The organism is Pseudoalteromonas sp. AWH4_217 (assembly GCF_056161105.1).
Map to the genome: position 1 here is coordinate 1 of NZ_JBSWYM010000012.1, position 18221 is coordinate 18221.

9 protein-coding genes, 2 pseudogenes and 1 riboswitch are annotated in these 18221 nt (G+C 45.7%); of the genes and pseudogenes, 7 read left to right on the plus strand and 4 right to left on the minus strand.

What is annotated here, in order from left to right; translation table 11 throughout:
- Positions 1 to 228: pseudogene (locus tag ACXAH1_RS15465) on the plus strand (transposase); the annotation flags it as partial.
- A gap of 220 nt (positions 229 to 448) precedes the next feature.
- On the opposite strand, the pseudogene ACXAH1_RS15470 reads toward ACXAH1_RS15465, so the two are convergent.
- A pseudogene (locus tag ACXAH1_RS15470) lies at positions 449 to 595 on the minus strand (transposase); the annotation flags it as partial.
- A 224-nt stretch (positions 596 to 819) separates the two neighbouring features.
- Here ACXAH1_RS15470 and ACXAH1_RS15475 point away from each other — a divergent pair.
- From ACXAH1_RS15475 to ACXAH1_RS15485, 3 genes are all read left to right on the plus strand, one after another.
- Positions 820 to 1080: a hypothetical protein gene (locus ACXAH1_RS15475; protein ID WP_475197847.1), complete on the plus strand. Its 261-nt coding sequence runs from the start codon at positions 820 to 822 to the stop codon at positions 1078 to 1080.
- Between the two features lie 125 nt (positions 1081 to 1205).
- A complete protein-coding gene (locus ACXAH1_RS15480) occupies positions 1206 to 2861 on the plus strand; it encodes a 4Fe-4S cluster-binding domain-containing protein (RefSeq protein WP_475197849.1) in 1656 nt (551 codons plus the stop codon).
- A gap of 26 nt (positions 2862 to 2887) precedes the next feature.
- On the plus strand, positions 2888 to 3700 hold the full coding sequence (locus ACXAH1_RS15485; protein WP_475197851.1) for a sugar nucleotide-binding protein: 813 nt from the start codon (positions 2888 to 2890) through the stop codon (positions 3698 to 3700).
- A gap of 1097 nt (positions 3701 to 4797) precedes the next feature.
- Here ACXAH1_RS15485 and ACXAH1_RS15490 read toward each other — a convergent pair.
- Positions 4798 to 5823 carry a fibrinogen-like YCDxxxxGGGW domain-containing protein gene (locus ACXAH1_RS15490; protein ID WP_475197853.1) on the minus strand — a complete coding sequence of 342 codons (1026 nt, stop codon included), beginning with the start codon at positions 5821 to 5823 and terminating at the stop codon, positions 4798 to 4800.
- A gap of 566 nt (positions 5824 to 6389) precedes the next feature.
- Between ACXAH1_RS15490 and ACXAH1_RS15495 the strand changes: the two genes are divergently transcribed.
- The gene (locus tag ACXAH1_RS15495) at positions 6390 to 6749 is read left to right on the plus strand and encodes a hypothetical protein (protein ID WP_475197855.1); all 360 of its coding nucleotides are present in this window, start codon (positions 6390 to 6392) and stop codon (positions 6747 to 6749) included.
- A 27-nt stretch (positions 6750 to 6776) separates the two neighbouring features.
- On the opposite strand, the gene ACXAH1_RS15500 is transcribed toward ACXAH1_RS15495, so the two are convergent.
- Positions 6777 to 7559, minus strand: a complete 783-nt coding sequence (locus ACXAH1_RS15500; RefSeq protein WP_475197857.1) for a class I SAM-dependent methyltransferase — start codon at positions 7557 to 7559, stop codon at positions 6777 to 6779.
- A gap of 163 nt (positions 7560 to 7722) precedes the next feature.
- Positions 7723 to 12495, minus strand: coding sequence for a DUF3320 domain-containing protein (locus tag ACXAH1_RS15505; protein ID WP_475197859.1), 4773 nt, complete (start codon positions 12493 to 12495; stop codon positions 7723 to 7725).
- 403 nt (positions 12496 to 12898) lie between these two features.
- A riboswitch (cyclic di-GMP riboswitch) is annotated at positions 12899 to 12981 on the plus strand.
- 289 nt (positions 12982 to 13270) lie between these two features.
- On the opposite strand from ACXAH1_RS15505, the gene ACXAH1_RS15510 reads away from it, so the two are divergent.
- Together ACXAH1_RS15510 and ACXAH1_RS15515 are read left to right on the plus strand one after the other, a co-directional pair.
- Positions 13271 to 15013 carry a cellulose binding domain-containing protein gene (locus tag ACXAH1_RS15510; protein ID WP_475197861.1) on the plus strand — a complete coding sequence of 581 codons (1743 nt, stop codon included), beginning with the start codon at positions 13271 to 13273 and terminating at the stop codon, positions 15011 to 15013.
- Between the two features lie 12 nt (positions 15014 to 15025).
- Complete coding sequence (locus ACXAH1_RS15515) at positions 15026 to 18196, plus strand: DUF1592 domain-containing protein (RefSeq protein ID WP_475197862.1); 3171 nt, start codon at positions 15026 to 15028, stop codon at positions 18194 to 18196.
- The last annotated feature ends 25 nt before the right edge of the window (positions 18197 to 18221 follow it).

The window sequence follows — 18221 nt, forward strand, 5'->3', positions numbered from 1 at the left end:
CTCACCGGCCGATGCGTTCGAGCAGACAAGCGAGGTTACATCTGCGAAATCCAGCCTATTCTCGCCCGATTACAAATAGAGCCAGAAAACTAGCTAAAACTCACTACACGATTTACCAGAATATTCCATGGTGCCGTCGGCAGACGGCAGGCAATGACTGAATACTGTGCGCATCTGCAAAAAAGGCGACGCCCCAATCTAATCAATTGTGAGCGCTTATTGGGCTAGCATAAGCCACTACCTAAAGTTCAAATGATGACTGTCACACTCAAGCAGTGCTTAACCGTGCTACGTAGTATGCAAAAACTACTGTTTCTGCTGAAACTCCTCACCCATGAAGCCACCTCTCGCGGTTTCTCGCTTATTTAAATCTATATAACACTCGTATTCATCAACTGAGAACCCGAAAAGGGGATAAATAACGCTGGGTGTCTTCCCTTTGCTGGGTGTCTTCCCTTTGATCCCGGCGATGTTCGTATGATTTTCCAGTAAATTTATCTTCACCGCACAGAAAGGCACGCCTGACACAGCGGGAAATACAGTGGAAGTATTTGGTGTCGGTTAAACTGATTTGCTTTTTACGGGCAGTTGCCATAGTTTGGTTTCCTCAATCCTTTGAGTACAGAATTAAAGCGTAGGCGGTATCTTTGGAAGGTGCAAATTAGTGGTGGGAGTTGGTGATTTGTTACTCTTGGTCGAAATATCTGATCACCACAAGGGCATTTAGTTCAATTTCTTATGCACAGTTCAGGTCAATTAAGGCTCGGCACTATCATTGAATTGAAATTATTTTTCTATGTATTGAAGGAAAAGCAAGTCATGTGGGATCAACTTAGTCCAATAAAATGTGAGTGTGATATCTGTGGTGCAATAGAAACGGTCAATATGGAGTTTTTTTCTGTTGAATGTTTAGGTAAGACTGAGCGAAATATGGGTGAGGAAGTTTTATACCGTTTAGCTTGTGAACTTGACTGTGTGGATTGCGGTTCTTATATCTCCCTATCGTTTTTCGTTTATGAGTACCCCAAAGGGGTAATAAATTATATGGACAATATTTCGACAGGAGTAAAGACAAGTTGATTGTTAGATACATCTTTATTGGACTAGTTGTATTTTTTAATAAATTTTAGGTTTCGGTAATTGATGGGGGCTTAGATTAATCTGGTTTGTACCATTGATTTTTGAAAATGTGAAGGATTCGTAGAATGAAAGAACTGCCGGGCACACAAAAAATCGATATTAGTAAGGTGTCCAAAAATCCATTTGATAATCCTCGTGTGATGCGTAGGTTGGTTCTGGAACATGTAAGAGTGGATTCAAACATAAAGTTTGAAGGAAAGGGGTTTATCTGTGCACTTATAAACTCTAGGTGCCACGTTGGATGTGCACATTGTATGTTTGCATCGAATATGGGAGAGAGAAAAAATGAAACGAACACTATGACATCACAACGAATTAGTAATTTAATGCGTCTTGTAAGTGATTCGAATACGGGGTACTTGCTTGTATCTGGTGGTGGTGAGGGATTCCTAGAGCCAGATCTTATGTGTCAAATTATATCGAAGTCATCAGCCGATTTAACGTGGATGGTAACAAGTGGTTTTTGGGCAAAAAGAGAAAGCAACGCCAAACAACTTCTCAAAAGAATGTATCAAGCTTACTTACAAGGTAATAGGACTCAGTTGGATAGGCGAGTTTGTATTCGCGTTAGCTTTGACTATCACCATGTCGAAAAGCTGGCTACTGATAGTGAAGATCCCCTCAGATACATTGTCAACATTATAAGTGCTTTTGAATCTCAATTTTCTGATCAAAATGGATTCTTTTTACAGCTCCACTGTATTGAAGGAGAGGAAGAACTTGTCGAGGATCTTTGTCAAAGGATCTCTGCCGTTGAACTATCAAACGCTTCGTTGCTGCACACAAATGTGAAAGCTACTGAATCAGCCAAGATATTGCGAATGCCCTCCGGTTACGAGTTTGAAATCACTTTCGCGAAGTTGCTGCTCTCTGACGTTGCAGCAGATTTACGTGACACAGAATTGCTTGATAAGCGAATCAAGCTTTGGGAGAAGGATGCATTTGTTAACGAGAAAGGCTTTAGTGCATGTCAATTTAACGATGATGGGACGGTCGGGAATGATATGTTAGTTATCTACGATGGTCGAGTTGCAGGTGGCTGGCAGAGTGAGATGCCTGATGTTCCGATCAACGTCGATTTGGATAACTACGATAGCATAATGCACAAAACGCTTTCAGATCCCGCCACTCTTGCGACAATTGAGCGTGGCCTAGCTTATAGGTTTGCCATCATTGACGAGATTTGTACAAAAGCCTGTACTCGCGCGAAAGCGGTCAATATCCGAGATTACACCAGTCTTATTTTACTTGAAGAAGATACTGTTAAGCTATATTACAGTATTCGCGCAATACAGGATTTTTTTATAGATGGAAGGCTCCAAAATCAAGAAATCGATAATTATCCAACTGAACTTAGAAACCTTATACGGATGTCTAAGGACGAACTGAAAGTGCTTTATCTATCCTCAAATTATGACATATTAAAACAGTTTGAAGATACTGAGCCTGGGTTTTCTTCTTTGATGGCAGAAATACGTACTCATGCTCAAACAGGTTGTACTAAAAAATTGTTTATCGCTATTGAAAATGAAGGAGTAATACCACGTTATCGGCTCGATAAGTGGTGTCTTTTATTTAAAAGAATTGAAAATAACTGGTACGACATTAAGCAGTTAAGCAGTAAAGAACTTGATGTTTTACAGGAGGCCGCTCGAGAAATTGACTCCAAATTACTACATAGTAGAAGATTTTATGATGGTTTGTCGATGTTTAACAATTAGAGCTAGGATAAAAAGCGTTAAATAATATGAAGATACTAATAACTGGTGTAAAAGGATATTTAGGCTCTTTGTTTTATGAGGCTTTACGGTGTGATTATGACGTGATTGGTTCGTCTCGTGTTGGAGATTCCTTATTGGGTATTTTCGCACTAGAAATCACGGATAAACAAGCAGTTAATATATGCTTTTCTTGTCTCAACCCCGATGTGGTTATTCACGCTGCTGCTATGCCAAGAGTTGCGATATGCGAGAAAGAACCTAAACGAGCGTTTAATACTAATGTTGAGGGAACACAAAACATTGTTGAGGCGGCTAATGAAATTGGTGCGAAGGTTATTTTTATATCTTCTCTAGCAGCCCTTGATACATCATCAGTGTATGGAATGAGTAAGCAACTAGCTGAACAGCACATTCGGAAGGTCCGTGCGGGATACGAGATACTAAGGTTATCGATGACATTTGGACTCAGTCCAAATACTTCGAATAATAGACCTTTTAATAAAATAATAAGTACGATTCAAATACAGTCACCGATAACCTACGATAATTTTTGGAGATTTCAGCCAACCTATACCGAACATGTTATTTTAGTGGTAAAGCAGATCTTACTACAAGGTTTCAAGGGGCGTTGTTTAGCTATAACCACTGAAGGTGCGTGTACGATGTATCAGATTGCTTCGGAAGTTCTTAAACCTATTATTATTCATGGAGCTAAATTATACAACAATCGAATCGAGAGTTTTATTGATCCAACTACTCTATTGCATCAAGGGTTTCCTACTTTTTCTTACAGCTCGATGGTTGAAGATTTGAGAAAGCAGCTAGATAGTTTTTATTAAAAGCCTTTCGTCTAGTTTAATAAAAATAATTGACATATATGGACGCTCTGCTGTTGTCAAATAATACTCACCCAACAAGGTTGTGTTAACAGCCTTGTTGCTTCTTTTATTTATCTCTCATTTACTATTTTTTTGCATTGACAAACCGTCACTTTAAGTCACGCTTAATAAGGTGCCGCTCTGACATATATTCGGGCTTAACTGACTTTCAGCGCCCCTAATGAGTTTCGAACCTAGTCACCCAAAAAGTAGAATACACCCACGCGGCATTGAATACTGTGAACCAGGGTGAGAGCATGTAAACAACGCAGACATCCATTCAAAAACTTGTCTGCCAACCTAAAAAAGAGACAGATAACTCTGGGTGTCTGTGTTTTGCTGCTTCTGAGTGTCTGTGTTTTGCTGCTTGTGTTTTACTGTTCACTCGCCATGTGCGAGAAAGTTTAACACGTCGTTCAACTTGGATTCGAACCTATGTGGCACGTAATCAAATTTGGAAATATGCCCCTGACATATGGAAACTGAAGTCTGCTGCTTTTTTAGAAAAAAGATATACTCATTGCTAATACTGAAAGGTATACCGCAATCTCCTCTTCCATACCCTGTTGTCACACTTATTCTGCTCGGTGTTTCAGATTTTAAATTTTCCGTTACTAAAATTTCGGCTTGTACACCGTAACTGTCCTGGGCTACTTGCGAATTTGAATACTTTAGATCTTGTAAATGAATGACTTTCCCTATGAACACTCGGTCTGAGTTTAGAACCCGGCTACTTAAAGCAGGCTCAGAGCATGAGCACGAATTCGCTTTTGCGCTCAATAAAATAAGCGTAACGATTAGTAAGGTAGTTCGCATGGTTTTCCTCTAAATATTCTGCAAAAATGCCACGACTCTGAGACCCGATGCCTGGCTGCTCAGCTTCGAACTTATTCACGTTTTCACATGAAACATTCCCTCCGGCATCCACTTTAAATCTTGTTTGGCAATGGGTGCACTTTGGTCCAGATAAAAGTACACCCTTTTTAGGTGGCTGTCCTGGTAAACATTCGTAGTCACAGTTTTGACGGCCTGTATTACGCTATCGCCACCTCAATAGACTAGCGCATCCAGAGCAATGCCCACTGAGTACCGTTTGGTTCTTTACTACCGGTACACAAAGCAGATCCCATAGAGCCTGGTTTATAGGTGCCACGTGCGGCCCAGCAATAAGAACTATCAAGTGCTGCCTGCCAGCCTATTCTAGAGGGATCATTGGATAATGTGGGGGACCAAGAGGCGGGTTCTACACAGCCTGGATATTCAATGCCGTTTTGCACATAGGTACTCCTACAAGTTGGTACGTCGATAAATTTAGGCGCACTTTCTACTCGGTCCTGATATCCCCAGGAAGAACGAATTTTTTCCAAATCAGACGTTGTCAGATTATTTCCGAAAGCGTACTTACCATCTGCACATGCAGTTTGCGAACAAGAGATTTGCTCTCGCGCATCAGAAAATGGGCTTAAGTCTTTCTGGAAGAGCCACAGTTTGGTTGGATCATTCGGATTGGTTTCTGGTTCAGTACCATAGTCTGCAACTCGGGCCATACCTCCAGGTGCTGTCTTTGGATAGCTACCAACTAAGGTCCAGCCACCATCATCTGTTGTCATATCACAATAAACAGAGAGCGTTTCGCCACTTTTTGTACTAATGTCGTAAACACCGTCACCCATACTCATACCAGCGAGCAAAATGTCGTTACATGAGTAATAAGAACCAGGATTATTGGCTCTAAGTCGCCAATCACCCTGAGTATCTTTATTAGAATACCAAGTACCACTATAGTCACTAATATTAGTCTGAGAACCTACATAGTAACGGGTTTCACCGCTCATCGGCGTAGTTATCTGGAAGCTAACTAGCTTACCGTTAGAAGTGGTCGAGCCGGATAATATACTCCCCGTAACTTCGGCGATAAAGTGGCTCGCGTCACCTTTAAAGTCGTAGCTTTTATATAAAACATTGTTAAGTTGACCATCTAGCGTCTGATCATATTCTAAAGTGTATTGTGCATTGAATTCGGTTTGGGCAGTCGTGGCAGTGCTTAGCATGGCTAAGCCGATAGCAAGAGTGAGCTTGTTCATAAAGTTCCTTATCTAGTTCTAACAGTCCGTATCTAATTCTAAGATGACTGGTTGTTCGGACGGAACCGACCTTCATGATATTGAACACGAATCATAAACGTAAGCCCCTGTCTAACAAAGCGATTTTAGCAACAGTCTATATGTAGTGCAATGTAGTTGAGCTTGGAGGGCCAGGTAAACACATTGTCCTTTAAACGCTTATAAAACCGATTTGTTCACTTGCAAACCCAATTCTAATTTATGGCATGCTAACTAAAGTTATACCAATTTTCTTAATTAAGTGTTCTATTTTGAGGCGAGAAAATATGGTCGATAACAAGGCAAAGATTTGCGAACTCATACCTTAGGTAAAGGTTCTAAATGAGAAATCTTTAACACAGTTAGCGTCATATTTGCTTCTTCAAATTGAACAGGTATTAAGCGAAATTGGTATTAATCAGCCTGAGAAAACATCTCGGACGTCCAGTCCGTGCCATTAGAATGCTCACTTGAAGATTCACCAAACTATAGCGCTATGACGCGATTAGGCTATCCTGAGTAATATTTAATGGATGAAAAGGTGGTCTATGCAACAAATACTTAAGCTGTTACTGTCCATTGTAATCGTGGTCATTACTTTTATCGCTTCTGCAACCCTTGCAGGCATGATGGCCGAATATGCAGGTTGGTGGAAAAAACCCGTGATAGGCGGCGTTGCAGCGGCATGTGTGGTGCTTTCAGGTTATATGAGCGCACCAGGCCATAGGCTGTATTATGCAGCCGCATGGCTGGGAATTGGCGCAGTAGCTGCGTGGGTGATGTCTAACGCATTTATGTATGCCGAGGACGCCAATACTTTAGTGCCCTTATATATCACCTATGCCTGTGGTTTAGCGGCTTTAGTATTTTGCTGGATCTTGGAGCGTAAACGGTATCACTACCATTAGTAGCATAAAGGGTAGTGATATTATCCATTATAAAAGTGTCTGGCTTTTACGCGCCTTAATCGAATACAGCATTGGCACCTGCTGACCCTGGTGCAACTTTTGGTATCCCAGCTCAGACACAAACTCCAGCCCTTCAAAGCAATCGTATGGGCTATACGGATGTTCAGCAAAGAGCTCAATACTCAGGCCTGCCTTTATCAATGCATTGATCACATCACTGACGGAATGGGTCCAGGTCACTGTGGTACTTTTGCTGCCATCGCAGTTTTCTGTATAAGTGCCCTCTTCCTCAATATCCGGCGCACCATGAGGAAAATAAGCATAGCCTGCCAGCAAGTCATTGAAAGGGTGGAACTCAATCAAGTGGAACACACCACCAGGTTTGAGCGCGCCTGCCACCGTGTTTGCCCATGCGGTTAAATCGGGCAGCCAGCACAACACACCGTAAGAGGTAAACACAATATCAAACTGCTGTGTGTTACTTTGACCAAACTCGATCACATCGCTTTCAATGAACTCAGCTTTAAGACCAAGTGCATCTTTGAGGTTATTTGCCTGTGCGATAGCACTTTCAGATAGGTCTACCCCGGTCACATCGGCGCCCTGGCGTGCCCAGGATAAGGTATCCTGGCCAAAATGACATTGCAGGTGCAGCAGAGACTTGCCCTGCACATCACCCACCTGTGCCAGTTCAATCGAGTTCAATGAACACTGTCCGGCCTTAAACCCGGCAACATCATAAAATTCAGACGTAACGTGTAATTGGGTTCTTTTGTCCCAGGCTGATTTATTAATGCTCAGGTAATCCATGATCCTTCCATACTTTTTTATATTTTCAGGTCAACTAACAAAACACTGTAACTTGAAGTGGAACCAGAGACAATCCAGACACGGTTGGCAACAGAACACACGAAATGCAGGCGCATGAATAAGCAGGCGACCTGTTAATGAGAAAACCCCTTTTTCGCATCTATCAATTTCTTACCGCTATTTTCAGTCTATCGTTTTCACTGGTTAGCACGCCTTTTTTACATTGCTCTTGTGCCAGACGGTTCATCCTTTCAACAGCCTGTGCGGTGGCACGTTGAAATCCTAGTAAACCAAGGGCGGCAGATGCCGAGTCAGTCATGTTGATTGCATGTGCGTCCCGTACTGTCAACAACAGCGCGTTGGTAAGCTCAGCGTCACAGACATTTTCCAGCTTTTTCATTGAGGGGTCTGTGGCATCCCAATTGCGTAATTTAACGCTAGAGACGCCCTTGGGCCATAGAACCCTGTTATCGTCTTTTTGAATTGCTCCTTTGTCCGCTAAACCATCAATAGCTTGATCCACAATCCGTTTTATTTTACTGCCAACGCGAGATAACCCTGCGGCATTGGCCAAACGGCTTGCAACTATGGAAGCAAAAGTAGGGTATTCACTGGCCACAACTCGCTCAATCGCATGCTCTATCGCGCTTAATGGAATAGCACTAAAATCATCAACCTTGGGCATGTTAAGTTCAGAAGCATCCACTTTTTTATAAGGGATTTTGCATGCATCAAATATCGCCTCTTCTGCCACTTCATTTCTTTGTATTACCGGGACTGAGCCTTGCTCCTCGGTTTCTGCAGTCACAGATAAAGTATCAGCCAATACCGCAGCCTGTTCTGTGTCACCTTCCAGTGCAGCAAGGTGTGCATCGTGATTCAGTATGGCCTCCTCAATCATCACTTTCAGTCTTTGCAGCTCTGATTTCGGATCTCTGTACCAGTCGGTTGACCAGATGCGCGCAAATTTCCACCCTAACCCCTCTAGTACGCTTTGTCTCAACCGCTCCCTGTCCCTGGCAGAAACCGCCTCATAGTAGCCCTCACCATCATACTCAAATGCCAAAACATATTGTTCAGGATAACTTGGGTGGCGTATTGCCAAATCAATAAAATACCCCTGATTTCCCACTTGTGCCGCAACATCAAAGCCCAAGTTTTGAATAGCATCTTGCAGTACACGACCAAAAGCAAAATTTGCCTCCTGCTCGCCTTCAACAGCCGTTTCTGATTTGTTGAATTCAGCAAACTCTAAAAACGCCTGCAATGCACGCAGCCCGAATGGGCTGCCACTATCCACTCTGAGCTCTTGCCCGTGGAAGTTCGAAAAGACCTCCATAGACAATCGTGCCCTTGATATTAATACATTGAGCCTGCGCTCTCCCCCGGGTTTATTTAATAAACCGAAATTCTGGCTTATCTGGCCAGACTTTGTTTTTCCATAACAAATACTAATAAAGATGACGTCTCGCTCATCACCCTGAACGTTCTCAAGGTTCTTTACAAAAAACTCATCACCACCAGCATGGCGCTCAAAGAAGCCATCAGTTTCAGGGTGTAAACGGCGCACTTTTTCAAGCTCCAAAAGGATTGCGTCGCGCTGAGACAAACTAAAAGCAACAATACCGAGCGATAAATGAGGTTTGGTCAGAGCGTGCTTAAGCACAGCTGCGACCACTGCTTTTACTTCTCCGGGGTTAGTTCTTGACCCCCCTCTGTCGTACCAGCTCTCTGGCAAATAATGGAACTTCAGCCCGGTTGCATCACGGTGAAACCCGGGGCTCGGAAATGCGATCAACTCATTTTTGTAAAACTGCTCATTTGAAACGGCTATTAACGAATCGTGGCGTGAACGGTAATGCCACTTCAGCATATGGCTTGGCGCACCTTTAGACTCCATCAGTGCCAGTATGCTTTCGATGTCAGCGGTATCACTCTTTTCAAGCTCTTCTTCTTCCAATTCCACCGACTTTGCAAACAAGCTATTAGGTGGCATCTGCTTGCTATCGCCAACAACGATCACCTGACTCCCCCGCATCATCGCACCCAATGCATCTGGAGCGGGGATCTGGCTGGCTTCATCAAAAACAATCAAGTCAAATTCCAGCGCACCTTGCTTAAGGTAAGTTGCGATAGACATAGGACTCATCATAAAGATAGGTTTAATCTGTTGAATAACATGGCCCGCTTCACTCAATAATTTCCGCAAAGGAATATGACGCGTCTTCTTGCTGAGCTCCCGCAGTACCAGTTCCATTTCTCCTTTTGCATTTTTGTTCGGTAACTGTTCAAACAACTGACCGACGAGCTTTTCCTGAGCAAAAAACAGACTTTCTTCGTCCACTTTTTTGAAATCTTTGATGGTCTTTTCGTGCTTTGTCCGATCAAATTGCCGGATAGATGCGGAATTAGCATACGCATAATCAACCAAGCCCTGGTAATAGCTTTTTTCAAATACATGCTGCAAGGCTTCCGGGGACTCTTTCCAATTGAAGGCCAGTTTTACGAAGGGCTGGATCTGATATTGCTCAAGTGCAGTAATTATCTGGTTATATCGCGCAAACTCATACAACTGCTCTGGCTTGTTCCAACTCGCTAACAGATCTGACAAAGCACCAAATTTCATTGTCGCAAGTTCATACTCTGACCTTTGTGGGTCTATCGCAACGATTTCTGTTAGTCGATTGCAAAGGTGTAACGACTCATTATGTAATCGTTTTAGCCCGTCTGACTCATTCAATAGCAGTTGTTTGTCTACACCAGCATCAATTACTTTTGCCAGCTTCAATTGCAACTGACCACTATTCACTTTTTGATAATAGTCGCAGATCCATTCAAAAACCCGTTTGAGCTCTGCCAAGTCTGAGTGCTCTCCTTGCCATAGCGAGCCAAAAGCATTCGATAAAAACGTACAGTAGGTATCAAACTCGCGTTTTGCGCTTTTATACTCCAACACTGTATCTAACGACTCTAACCACTTTGCGGGGTTGCTCGGCAAAGTCCCTTTGTACAGACCAGAGAGCTTAGTTTTCGATTTTCTAAAATTAGGCGACAAAAAGCGCCACCATTTATCCGTTTTTCCAACTAACCCTTCACGGATACTCAGTAAATCGGCCTCAAATACAAGTGCAATAAACTCTTCTTCGACTGCCTTTTTAAGCAACATGGTGCGTTCAAGACTCTCCAGACCACGCACTACCTGTTGCTCATCCGAAACCCACACAGCGCTATCTACTTGTACCCCATGCAGTTCAGGCACCTCAGACAACCAGTACGCGGTGGAAATCAATTGAGATACCGCCTGCAAGCTGTCGGGGCTTTCAAGCTGTATGCGCTCAGCAACCGTTTGGCAATGAGAACCCAATGCGCTTAATTCATCGCTCAGTGCCAGCATCGCAGCGGATAACGCCTGATGCATCGCGGGAGAAAAATCCTGGCGGGTAGACATGGCAAACGGGTGCGCGGCTGGCTCCCCCACTTGCTGTATCTGCTGGACCAGTTCGTCGACAATTTTTATTACTTGATGGTATGTTTCGTCTGTCCATTGCGAAAACAGACTAAATGGCAACAGGGGTATTGGTTTGCCCGTCGACGCTTGCTCAAGCTGCATCAGCTTACCCAAAGCACTGATATAATTGATTTTGCTATTGAGAATGGGCACTCTCACTTCTTTCGCATAAGAATCCAGTAGTGATTTGGCAGCTGTAAGCTCAGCAAACTCTTTCTCTCTGTCTGCTATCTGGGGCTTGCCTTGTGCCAGTGACTCTGAGATGGAAGCCAGTACCACCTTCTTGGTACTTTTGTGACTGTGCAGTTCGAGCACAGCAAGCCCGAGGTGAGTTTCATCAAGTCGCTTCTTCACCACCTCTAGTGCCGCCATTTTCTGTGCCACAAACAGCACTTTTTTACCCAAAGCAACAGCCTCAGCAATGATGTTGGTAATGGTTTGAGACTTGCCAGTACCAGGTGGACCCTGGATGATAAAATCAGCACCCGACTTCATTGCCAAAATCGCCGCTATCTGGCTGGAGTCGGCATCTTTTACCAAATGGAGCTTCTCTGGGTGCGCCAATTCACTGGCGTTGTACTCGGCCTCTGGGCTAAACCCCTCACTCAAAAGACGTGTCATGAGCGGCAGCTGTTCAGGCTTTTTACCTTCTGGCCAGCCACTCGGATCTAAATCCATATACATTTGGAACTTGCCAAACGAGAAAAGCCCCAGGCCGATTTTATCCGGGTGGACTTTCCAGCTTAATTGCTTCTCAACAGCATGCGCAACTGCTTGATAGTAGTCTGCTAAAGTAGTTTCAACCGTGTAAGTAGGTAATTGTAGTTTGAATTCGGTTCTCAATTTTGCGGCCAGCGTCAGGTTGGAGCCCATCTCCTCACCCGTGTATTTCAGCTTAAAGCTATCCCTGGCGGACGACCTTGTAAGCTTTACGGGGACCAGGATCAAAGGTGCGTAGCGCGACACTCGCGTATTGGACGGTTCATTCCATTGCAAAAACCCCAGCGCCAGGTACATTACTTCTATGCCCTGCTCTTGCAACATTGTGTGTGCATCCGCCTCTAACTTTAACAGTGCCTTATCAAGCTTTGCAGGCATAAACCCAGTTTGAAGATACTTATCACTAAATCGTGCCTCCCCCTTTTGCTGCTCCAAATACAAATCCAGCGGAGGTAACTCAGTGTCTTCATCAGACTGAAAAAAGGTATTTTGATCATCGTCGCTGATGTTATTTTGATAAGCCTTTGGTAATGGCAAAAAGCTCATTGTTTTTTCTTTTTCGACAAGCAACTCAAAAACTTGCTCAGACTTTTCGTCAATTATATCTATCGCTTTTCCACTGCTACGATAGTTAAGCTGCGGGTTTGCTCGCAGCCCCATATCAAGCAACTCCAGTCGTGCACTTTCCAATTTCTGCTCAATAGTCATAAACAACCCTTGTAATAACCTACCCAATCAACCTTGAATAAATGGAATAAAATAGAGCTAACAATAAAGCGTAGAGCCACAAGACTGGTTTTGCCACTTCATAAGCAAATCAGATAGTTGCTACGAGCAGGATTGAATCAAACAAAGCGAGTTAAGGGTGAATAAATGGCACATGCCATTTTTCAAATTTAGGACACATTCCTCTTCCCCTGTGCACAATTGAGCCACATTGTGCACATTTCTAAAAATGAGCATAAATCATTAAATTTAAAGGACTTCACAATGATGGTGGGTAAATTTCAAACAGCCTTCCTACCTTATTTCAGGTGAAATGTGCAAATAATGTGAAAGTTGCGGTTTGGCCTTTGTGGTTATTGCAATTTTAGGCTAACTTCCACAGACAGGCTTAAAATAGCAAACCTTTCGAAAGGAAGGGACGCAAAGCTTCCGGTCTAAGGTGAGTGCTAAGATAGCGGGGTTGCTGAATGCCAACGAGTGATAATGAAGCGTAGTGTGCATACTGTTGTTTTGTATGCGCATTGCGTAGCATATTGGCATTCACGCCTATGGCATCTGTTGTCATACCGCCCTCTCTTAGTCTTTCCTCATCCCTGAGCTTGTCGTTGCGATTTTAACCTGTTCATTCTGGTCGACCGCCTATTCAGCGAAGAACAGCAGGGAAACAACATGTCAGATGACAATGCTCTGGGGAATACTCATGAGACAACATAGATACAACAAGCAGCGCCGGCTTTTTAAAGTCGGGCTCTGTTTAATGGCTTTAGGACACGCGATGCCGGGCCTGGCAGCGCAGTGCGAGTTCAAGGTAAAAAATGAGTGGCAAAGCGGTTATACCGCAGAAGTCACGGTATATAACGATTCCGACGTTGCCTTAGATGGCTGGACGGTCGGGCTTGAGTTTAATCAGGGTGAGTCAATCAACAATGCCTGGCGCGCCCAACTGGGCGGCAGCAACCCCTATCAGTTTGAGAACCTCAGCTGGAACCGAAAGATTAACCCAAACTCGTCAAAGTCTTTTGGTTTTAACGTGCAAAAAGCGGCCGGGCAAACCGCCGTTGCACCTGTCTTCTCTGGCATTTGCGCAAGCAGCGGGCAGGATGACAATAACGAAGTCAGTGTTGCCATTACCGCGTCTGACACCCAGGCCACGGCGCCTGCCACCATCCAATTCAACAGCGAGCTTGCCAATTCGGCCTCAGACACAGTGAGCTACCTATGGGATTTTGGTAACGGCCAAAACTCAGATGAAATGAACCCACAGCATACTTTTGAGCAGCCGGGTGATTACCAGGTATCGTTAACCATCAACGACGGCGCCAATGACTACCAGGCAGCACCAATTTCGCTCTCGATTGAACAAGCGCAGCCAGAATCGGCACAATGTGTATTTGAAGTGGAGCAGGAATGGATCTCAGGGTTTCGCGGTAAGGTCACCATCACTAACACCGAAAGCGTGGCTATTTCAGACTGGAAAGTGCTGATGGAATTTGCCGACAACACCAAACTGACCGGCGTCTGGCATGGTAATCACAGTGGCAATAACCCCTATGAGATTGTGAATGAGAACTACAACGGCACCATTAACCCAGGCCAGAGCTTAAACTTTGGCTTTAATGCCCAAAAGGCGCAGGAAAACGATGCCCCAACTACGCCTTCGCTCGGCGGCTTATGCTCGACAGATGGCAACATTAACCATGCGCCAACGGCCGTTGCGTCAGCCTCTGTAACCTCGGGCCAGCGCCCTTTAACAGTGAACTTTGATGGCAGTGGCTCTTCCGACCCCGATGGCGATACCCTGACCTACAGCTGGGATTTTGGCAATGGCAATACATCCAGCGAGCCAAACCCGGCTTATATTTTCGATCAAACAGGTACATTTACAGTCAAATTAACGGTCAATGACGGGGTCAATACCACAGTCAGCCAGCCTATCAGCATTCAGGTCGCAGAGCCGGATGTAGCGCCAATCACCGGGCCGTTTGAGTTAAATTCGCAAAGCTCCAGAGTGTATTTTGTCTCAACCAAAAAACAGCACGTGGTTGAAGCACACACCTTCGAAAACCTCAGCGGCAGTATTTCTGAGCAAGGTGCGGCAAGGCTCACTCTGGACTTGGCCAGTGTTAATACGGGCAATGACACCCGGGACGGCAGAATGAAGGAACACTTATTCGATACCAGCTTGTTCCCGCACGCCGAAGTGCTGCTCGCGGTTGATTATGCAGCCCTGACAACCTTGCCCATTGGCAGCACTGAAAAGCAGACAGTTACCGCCACGCTCAACCTCAAAGGCGTGATAGCCGAAGTAACAGCGGACGTGGCAGTTCGCCGCCTGACGCACACTAAGGTGATGGTGCAAAGCCTTGCCCCTGTTGTGCTGGACGCGACAGATTTTGGCTTAGAGCCAGGTATAGAAACACTGAGAACATTGGCGAATTTATCTGTGATCAGTTACGCGGTTCCCGTGAGCTTTAACTTAGTTTTTGAAGCTCAACAATAGGAGGGAAAGAAAATGATATTCAATATTTTACCACGATTCTCTACCCTGACTCGTAGCAAATCTGCAGCACCTGCTATTACAAAGTTTGCCGCCTGCATCAGTTTAATCGCAAGCGCGCCGTTTGCTCAGGCAGCACAGTGTTCATTCAACATTCCGGATAACTGGAACAACGGCTTTAAAACTGAAATAGTCATAGAGAATGACTCAGAGCATAGCATTAACAACTGGTCACTGGAACTCACCTGGAACCCGGGCATCTCCCTGCAAAATAGCTGGAACGGCAATTTCGACTGTAACGACACGGGCTGTACCATCACCTCACAAGGTCATACAGTTCATGCAAATCAGTCATTTGGTCTCGGCTTTGTTGCCAATAAAAATGGCCTGAGTGAAGACGTTGTCATTACCCTCAATGGTGATGTGTGCAGCAACTCTGGCCCGACTACGCCCCCGGATGCGGTCACAGAAACGGGCTTGTGGGCACTGGACAGCGCAGAGTCTTCGCTCAGCTACGTGTCGGTCAAAAAAGACCATGTGGCAGAGCTGAACCAGTTTGCGTCGCAGAATAACGCGGCCCCCGCGCTATCGGGCAGTATTGATGCCGACGGGCGCGTAATCCTGGCAGTTGATTTAAATAGCGTGTCTACCGGTGTGGATATCAGAAACAGCCGGGTCATGGACTTACTGTTTGAAACAGAATTATTGCCAACGGCATACTTCAGTACTCAGATTGACCCTGCACTATTGAGCACGCTGGAAGTGGGCAACCCGACGGTTCAAACCGTTACCGGCGAGATGAGCCTGCATGGCGTTAACCATGAACTCAGCCTGGATGTGTTGGTTGTGAAGCTGGCAACGGGCCATGTTAATGTCAGTACGCTTACGCCGATGATCATCGACAGTAAGACCTTTGATATGGACTATGGTATTGAGGCACTGCGAGTAGTTGCTAACCTGAGTGGCATTGGCGAGACCGTACCGGTTTACTTTAACCTGACCTTTTTATCAGCCGAGCAAGACGGTTTTGAGCCGGTTAATATGGCGGCGAAACCGGCTGCGCCTTCCGAGCTCAGCGCCAGTGTGCTTTCTACCGAAGCGCAGGCGCAATTAAGCTGGTACGACAACAGCAATAACGAAACCAACTATCTGGTGCGTTTAAAATCACTTGATGGCCGCTGGCACACCGCCGCTACGCTTGCCTCTAACGCCAGTTATTATGAATCGGGTTTACCGGAGTCCGGCGAGTTTGATTACAAGGTGATTGCGCTGAACAACTCAGTGCCCTCCCAGCCCAGTAATATTGCCCGTATCACAGTCACGCAAACCGACCCCATTGCCCGTGGTATGGAGTTGTACAAAACTAATTGTGCCGGTTGTCATGGCTCTGAGGGTGGCGGTCTGGGTTCATTCCCTGCGCTCAATACAGAACGCGATGTACAGGCCATGATTGATGTGATAACCGCGACTATGCCTTATGGCGCGCCGGGTGCCTGTGATGAGCAATGTGCCACGGATATCGCAGATTACCTGCAAACCCTGTGGCCTGCGCCATTAACCTGTGATGTGGGTGTCGCGCCTGTGGCATACGGTGCACGACAGCTGAAAATACTGACGCAAACCGAATATCAAAACACAGTAGAAGACTTACTGGGGGTTGATTTTGAAGTGTCAGACGGCCTGTCGCCGGATTCTCAGGTGGGCTTTTTCATCAATAATACCCATGCCGCTGTGCAGCCTTCTAACTACAGCAACTACCTGCTGGTTGCCGAAGAAATCGCACAATGGGTGGCTGATAATGGCTATTCGCCCGCTTTAAGTTGTGCAGCCATTAATGAAGACTGTGCCAACCGTTTAATTGATGAGTTAGCGCCGCAGATATTCCGCCGTCCGCTAACGCAGGATGAAGCGGACAGTTATCGACTGATCGCAACCGGATTTTTCAACAATAACGACGTTGCAGCGGGCATGCAGTTAGCGCTGGAAGGCTTGCTGTCTTCGCCGCAGTTTATTTATCGTCATGAGTTAGGCGAAGCGAACCCGGATAACTCAGAGCTGGATTACGACGCCTTTGAGCTGACCTCGTGGGAAATGGCTACCTTCCTATCTTATACCTTTACCGGGTCAACGCCTGACCAACTACTGTGGCAAGCCGCTGAGCGTGATGAGCTGCGTGATGAAGCCCATATCATTGCCCATGCAAACCGCCTGGCAGAGCAAGCCAAACCGGTGCTGGGTGACTTTGTAGGCAGCTGGTTGGGCACAGGCAGTTTAGAAGTTGCCAGTAAAGATCAGGACCACTATCCGGGCTTTGCCAATCTGGTACCCGCCATGAAAGCGGAGATCAACGAAACCTTCTCCTACATCATGACTCAGCCGGACGAAAAATTTGGCTCGCTGTATACCGCCAACTTCACGTTCGTGAACCAGTTACTGGCCAACCACTATAACATTCCCGGCGTATCGGGCGATGAACTGCAAAAGGTAGAGACCACGCAGCGCGGGGGTATCTTAGCCAATGGTGCGTTTATGTCGCGCTGGGCCGAAGTTGACGAGTCGCACCCTATCTTACGCTCGGTCAGAGTGCGCCGCCGTATGCTGTGCCAGGATCAACCCGATCCGCCAGCCGGTACCTTTGAAGCCAGAGAGCAAAGGCTTGCCGAGCTGTCTGACTTGTTGCAAGACCCGACGACCACTAACCGACTCAAGTACCACAGCTTGACCGAAGGCCAGCCTTGTTCAAGCTGCCACGAAAAGTACATCAACCCGATGGGCTTTGGTATGGAAGACTTTGATGCCGTGGGCAACATCCGTAATCAAGACAACAACGGTAATGTGATCGACGCATCGGGCATCCTCTACGCCCCTGAGAAGTACGCTCAGGTCAGTGACTTTGTGCCATTCAACGGCACTAAACAGTTAGGTGCTGTGATAGCCGACCTGTCTTCAGCTCAAAGCTGCTTACCACAGCAAATGTTCCGCTACGTAATGGGTGTGGGTCATGACTCAATCGACCCGACGAGTGAAGAAGACAAGCGACTGTCTCAGACAGAGCAGGTCGGTTATATGTGCGAAATCGACACACTGACCAACACCATGATGCAGGAAAGCCCGAGAGCCATGCTGGAGAAATTTGGTTCACTCAAGTCGGTGCGTTATCGCAAAGCCTGGTCCAGAAGCGAGTAATGCGGGTCACAACATTAAGAGGTTA

Excerpts from the sequence above, each read along its gene's own strand:
- ACXAH1_RS15505 (WP_475197859.1), bottom strand. The coding sequence starts at position 12,495 with ATGACTATTGAGCAGAAATTGGAAAGTGCACGACTGGAGTTGCTTGAT.
- ACXAH1_RS15485 (WP_475197851.1), top strand. The coding sequence starts at position 2,888 with ATGAAGATACTAATAACTGGTGTAAAAGGATATTTAGGCTCTTTGTTT.
- ACXAH1_RS15490 (WP_475197853.1), bottom strand. The coding sequence starts at position 5,823 with ATGAACAAGCTCACTCTTGCTATCGGCTTAGCCATGCTAAGCACTGCC.
- ACXAH1_RS15475 (WP_475197847.1), top strand. The coding sequence starts at position 820 with ATGTGGGATCAACTTAGTCCAATAAAATGTGAGTGTGATATCTGTGGT.
- ACXAH1_RS15500 (WP_475197857.1), bottom strand. The coding sequence starts at position 7,559 with ATGGATTACCTGAGCATTAATAAATCAGCCTGGGACAAAAGAACCCAA.
- ACXAH1_RS15515 (WP_475197862.1), top strand. The coding sequence starts at position 15,026 with ATGATATTCAATATTTTACCACGATTCTCTACCCTGACTCGTAGCAAA.
- ACXAH1_RS15510 (WP_475197861.1), top strand. The coding sequence starts at position 13,271 with ATGGCTTTAGGACACGCGATGCCGGGCCTGGCAGCGCAGTGCGAGTTC.
- ACXAH1_RS15495 (WP_475197855.1), top strand. The coding sequence starts at position 6,390 with ATGCAACAAATACTTAAGCTGTTACTGTCCATTGTAATCGTGGTCATT.
- ACXAH1_RS15480 (WP_475197849.1), top strand. The coding sequence starts at position 1,206 with ATGAAAGAACTGCCGGGCACACAAAAAATCGATATTAGTAAGGTGTCC.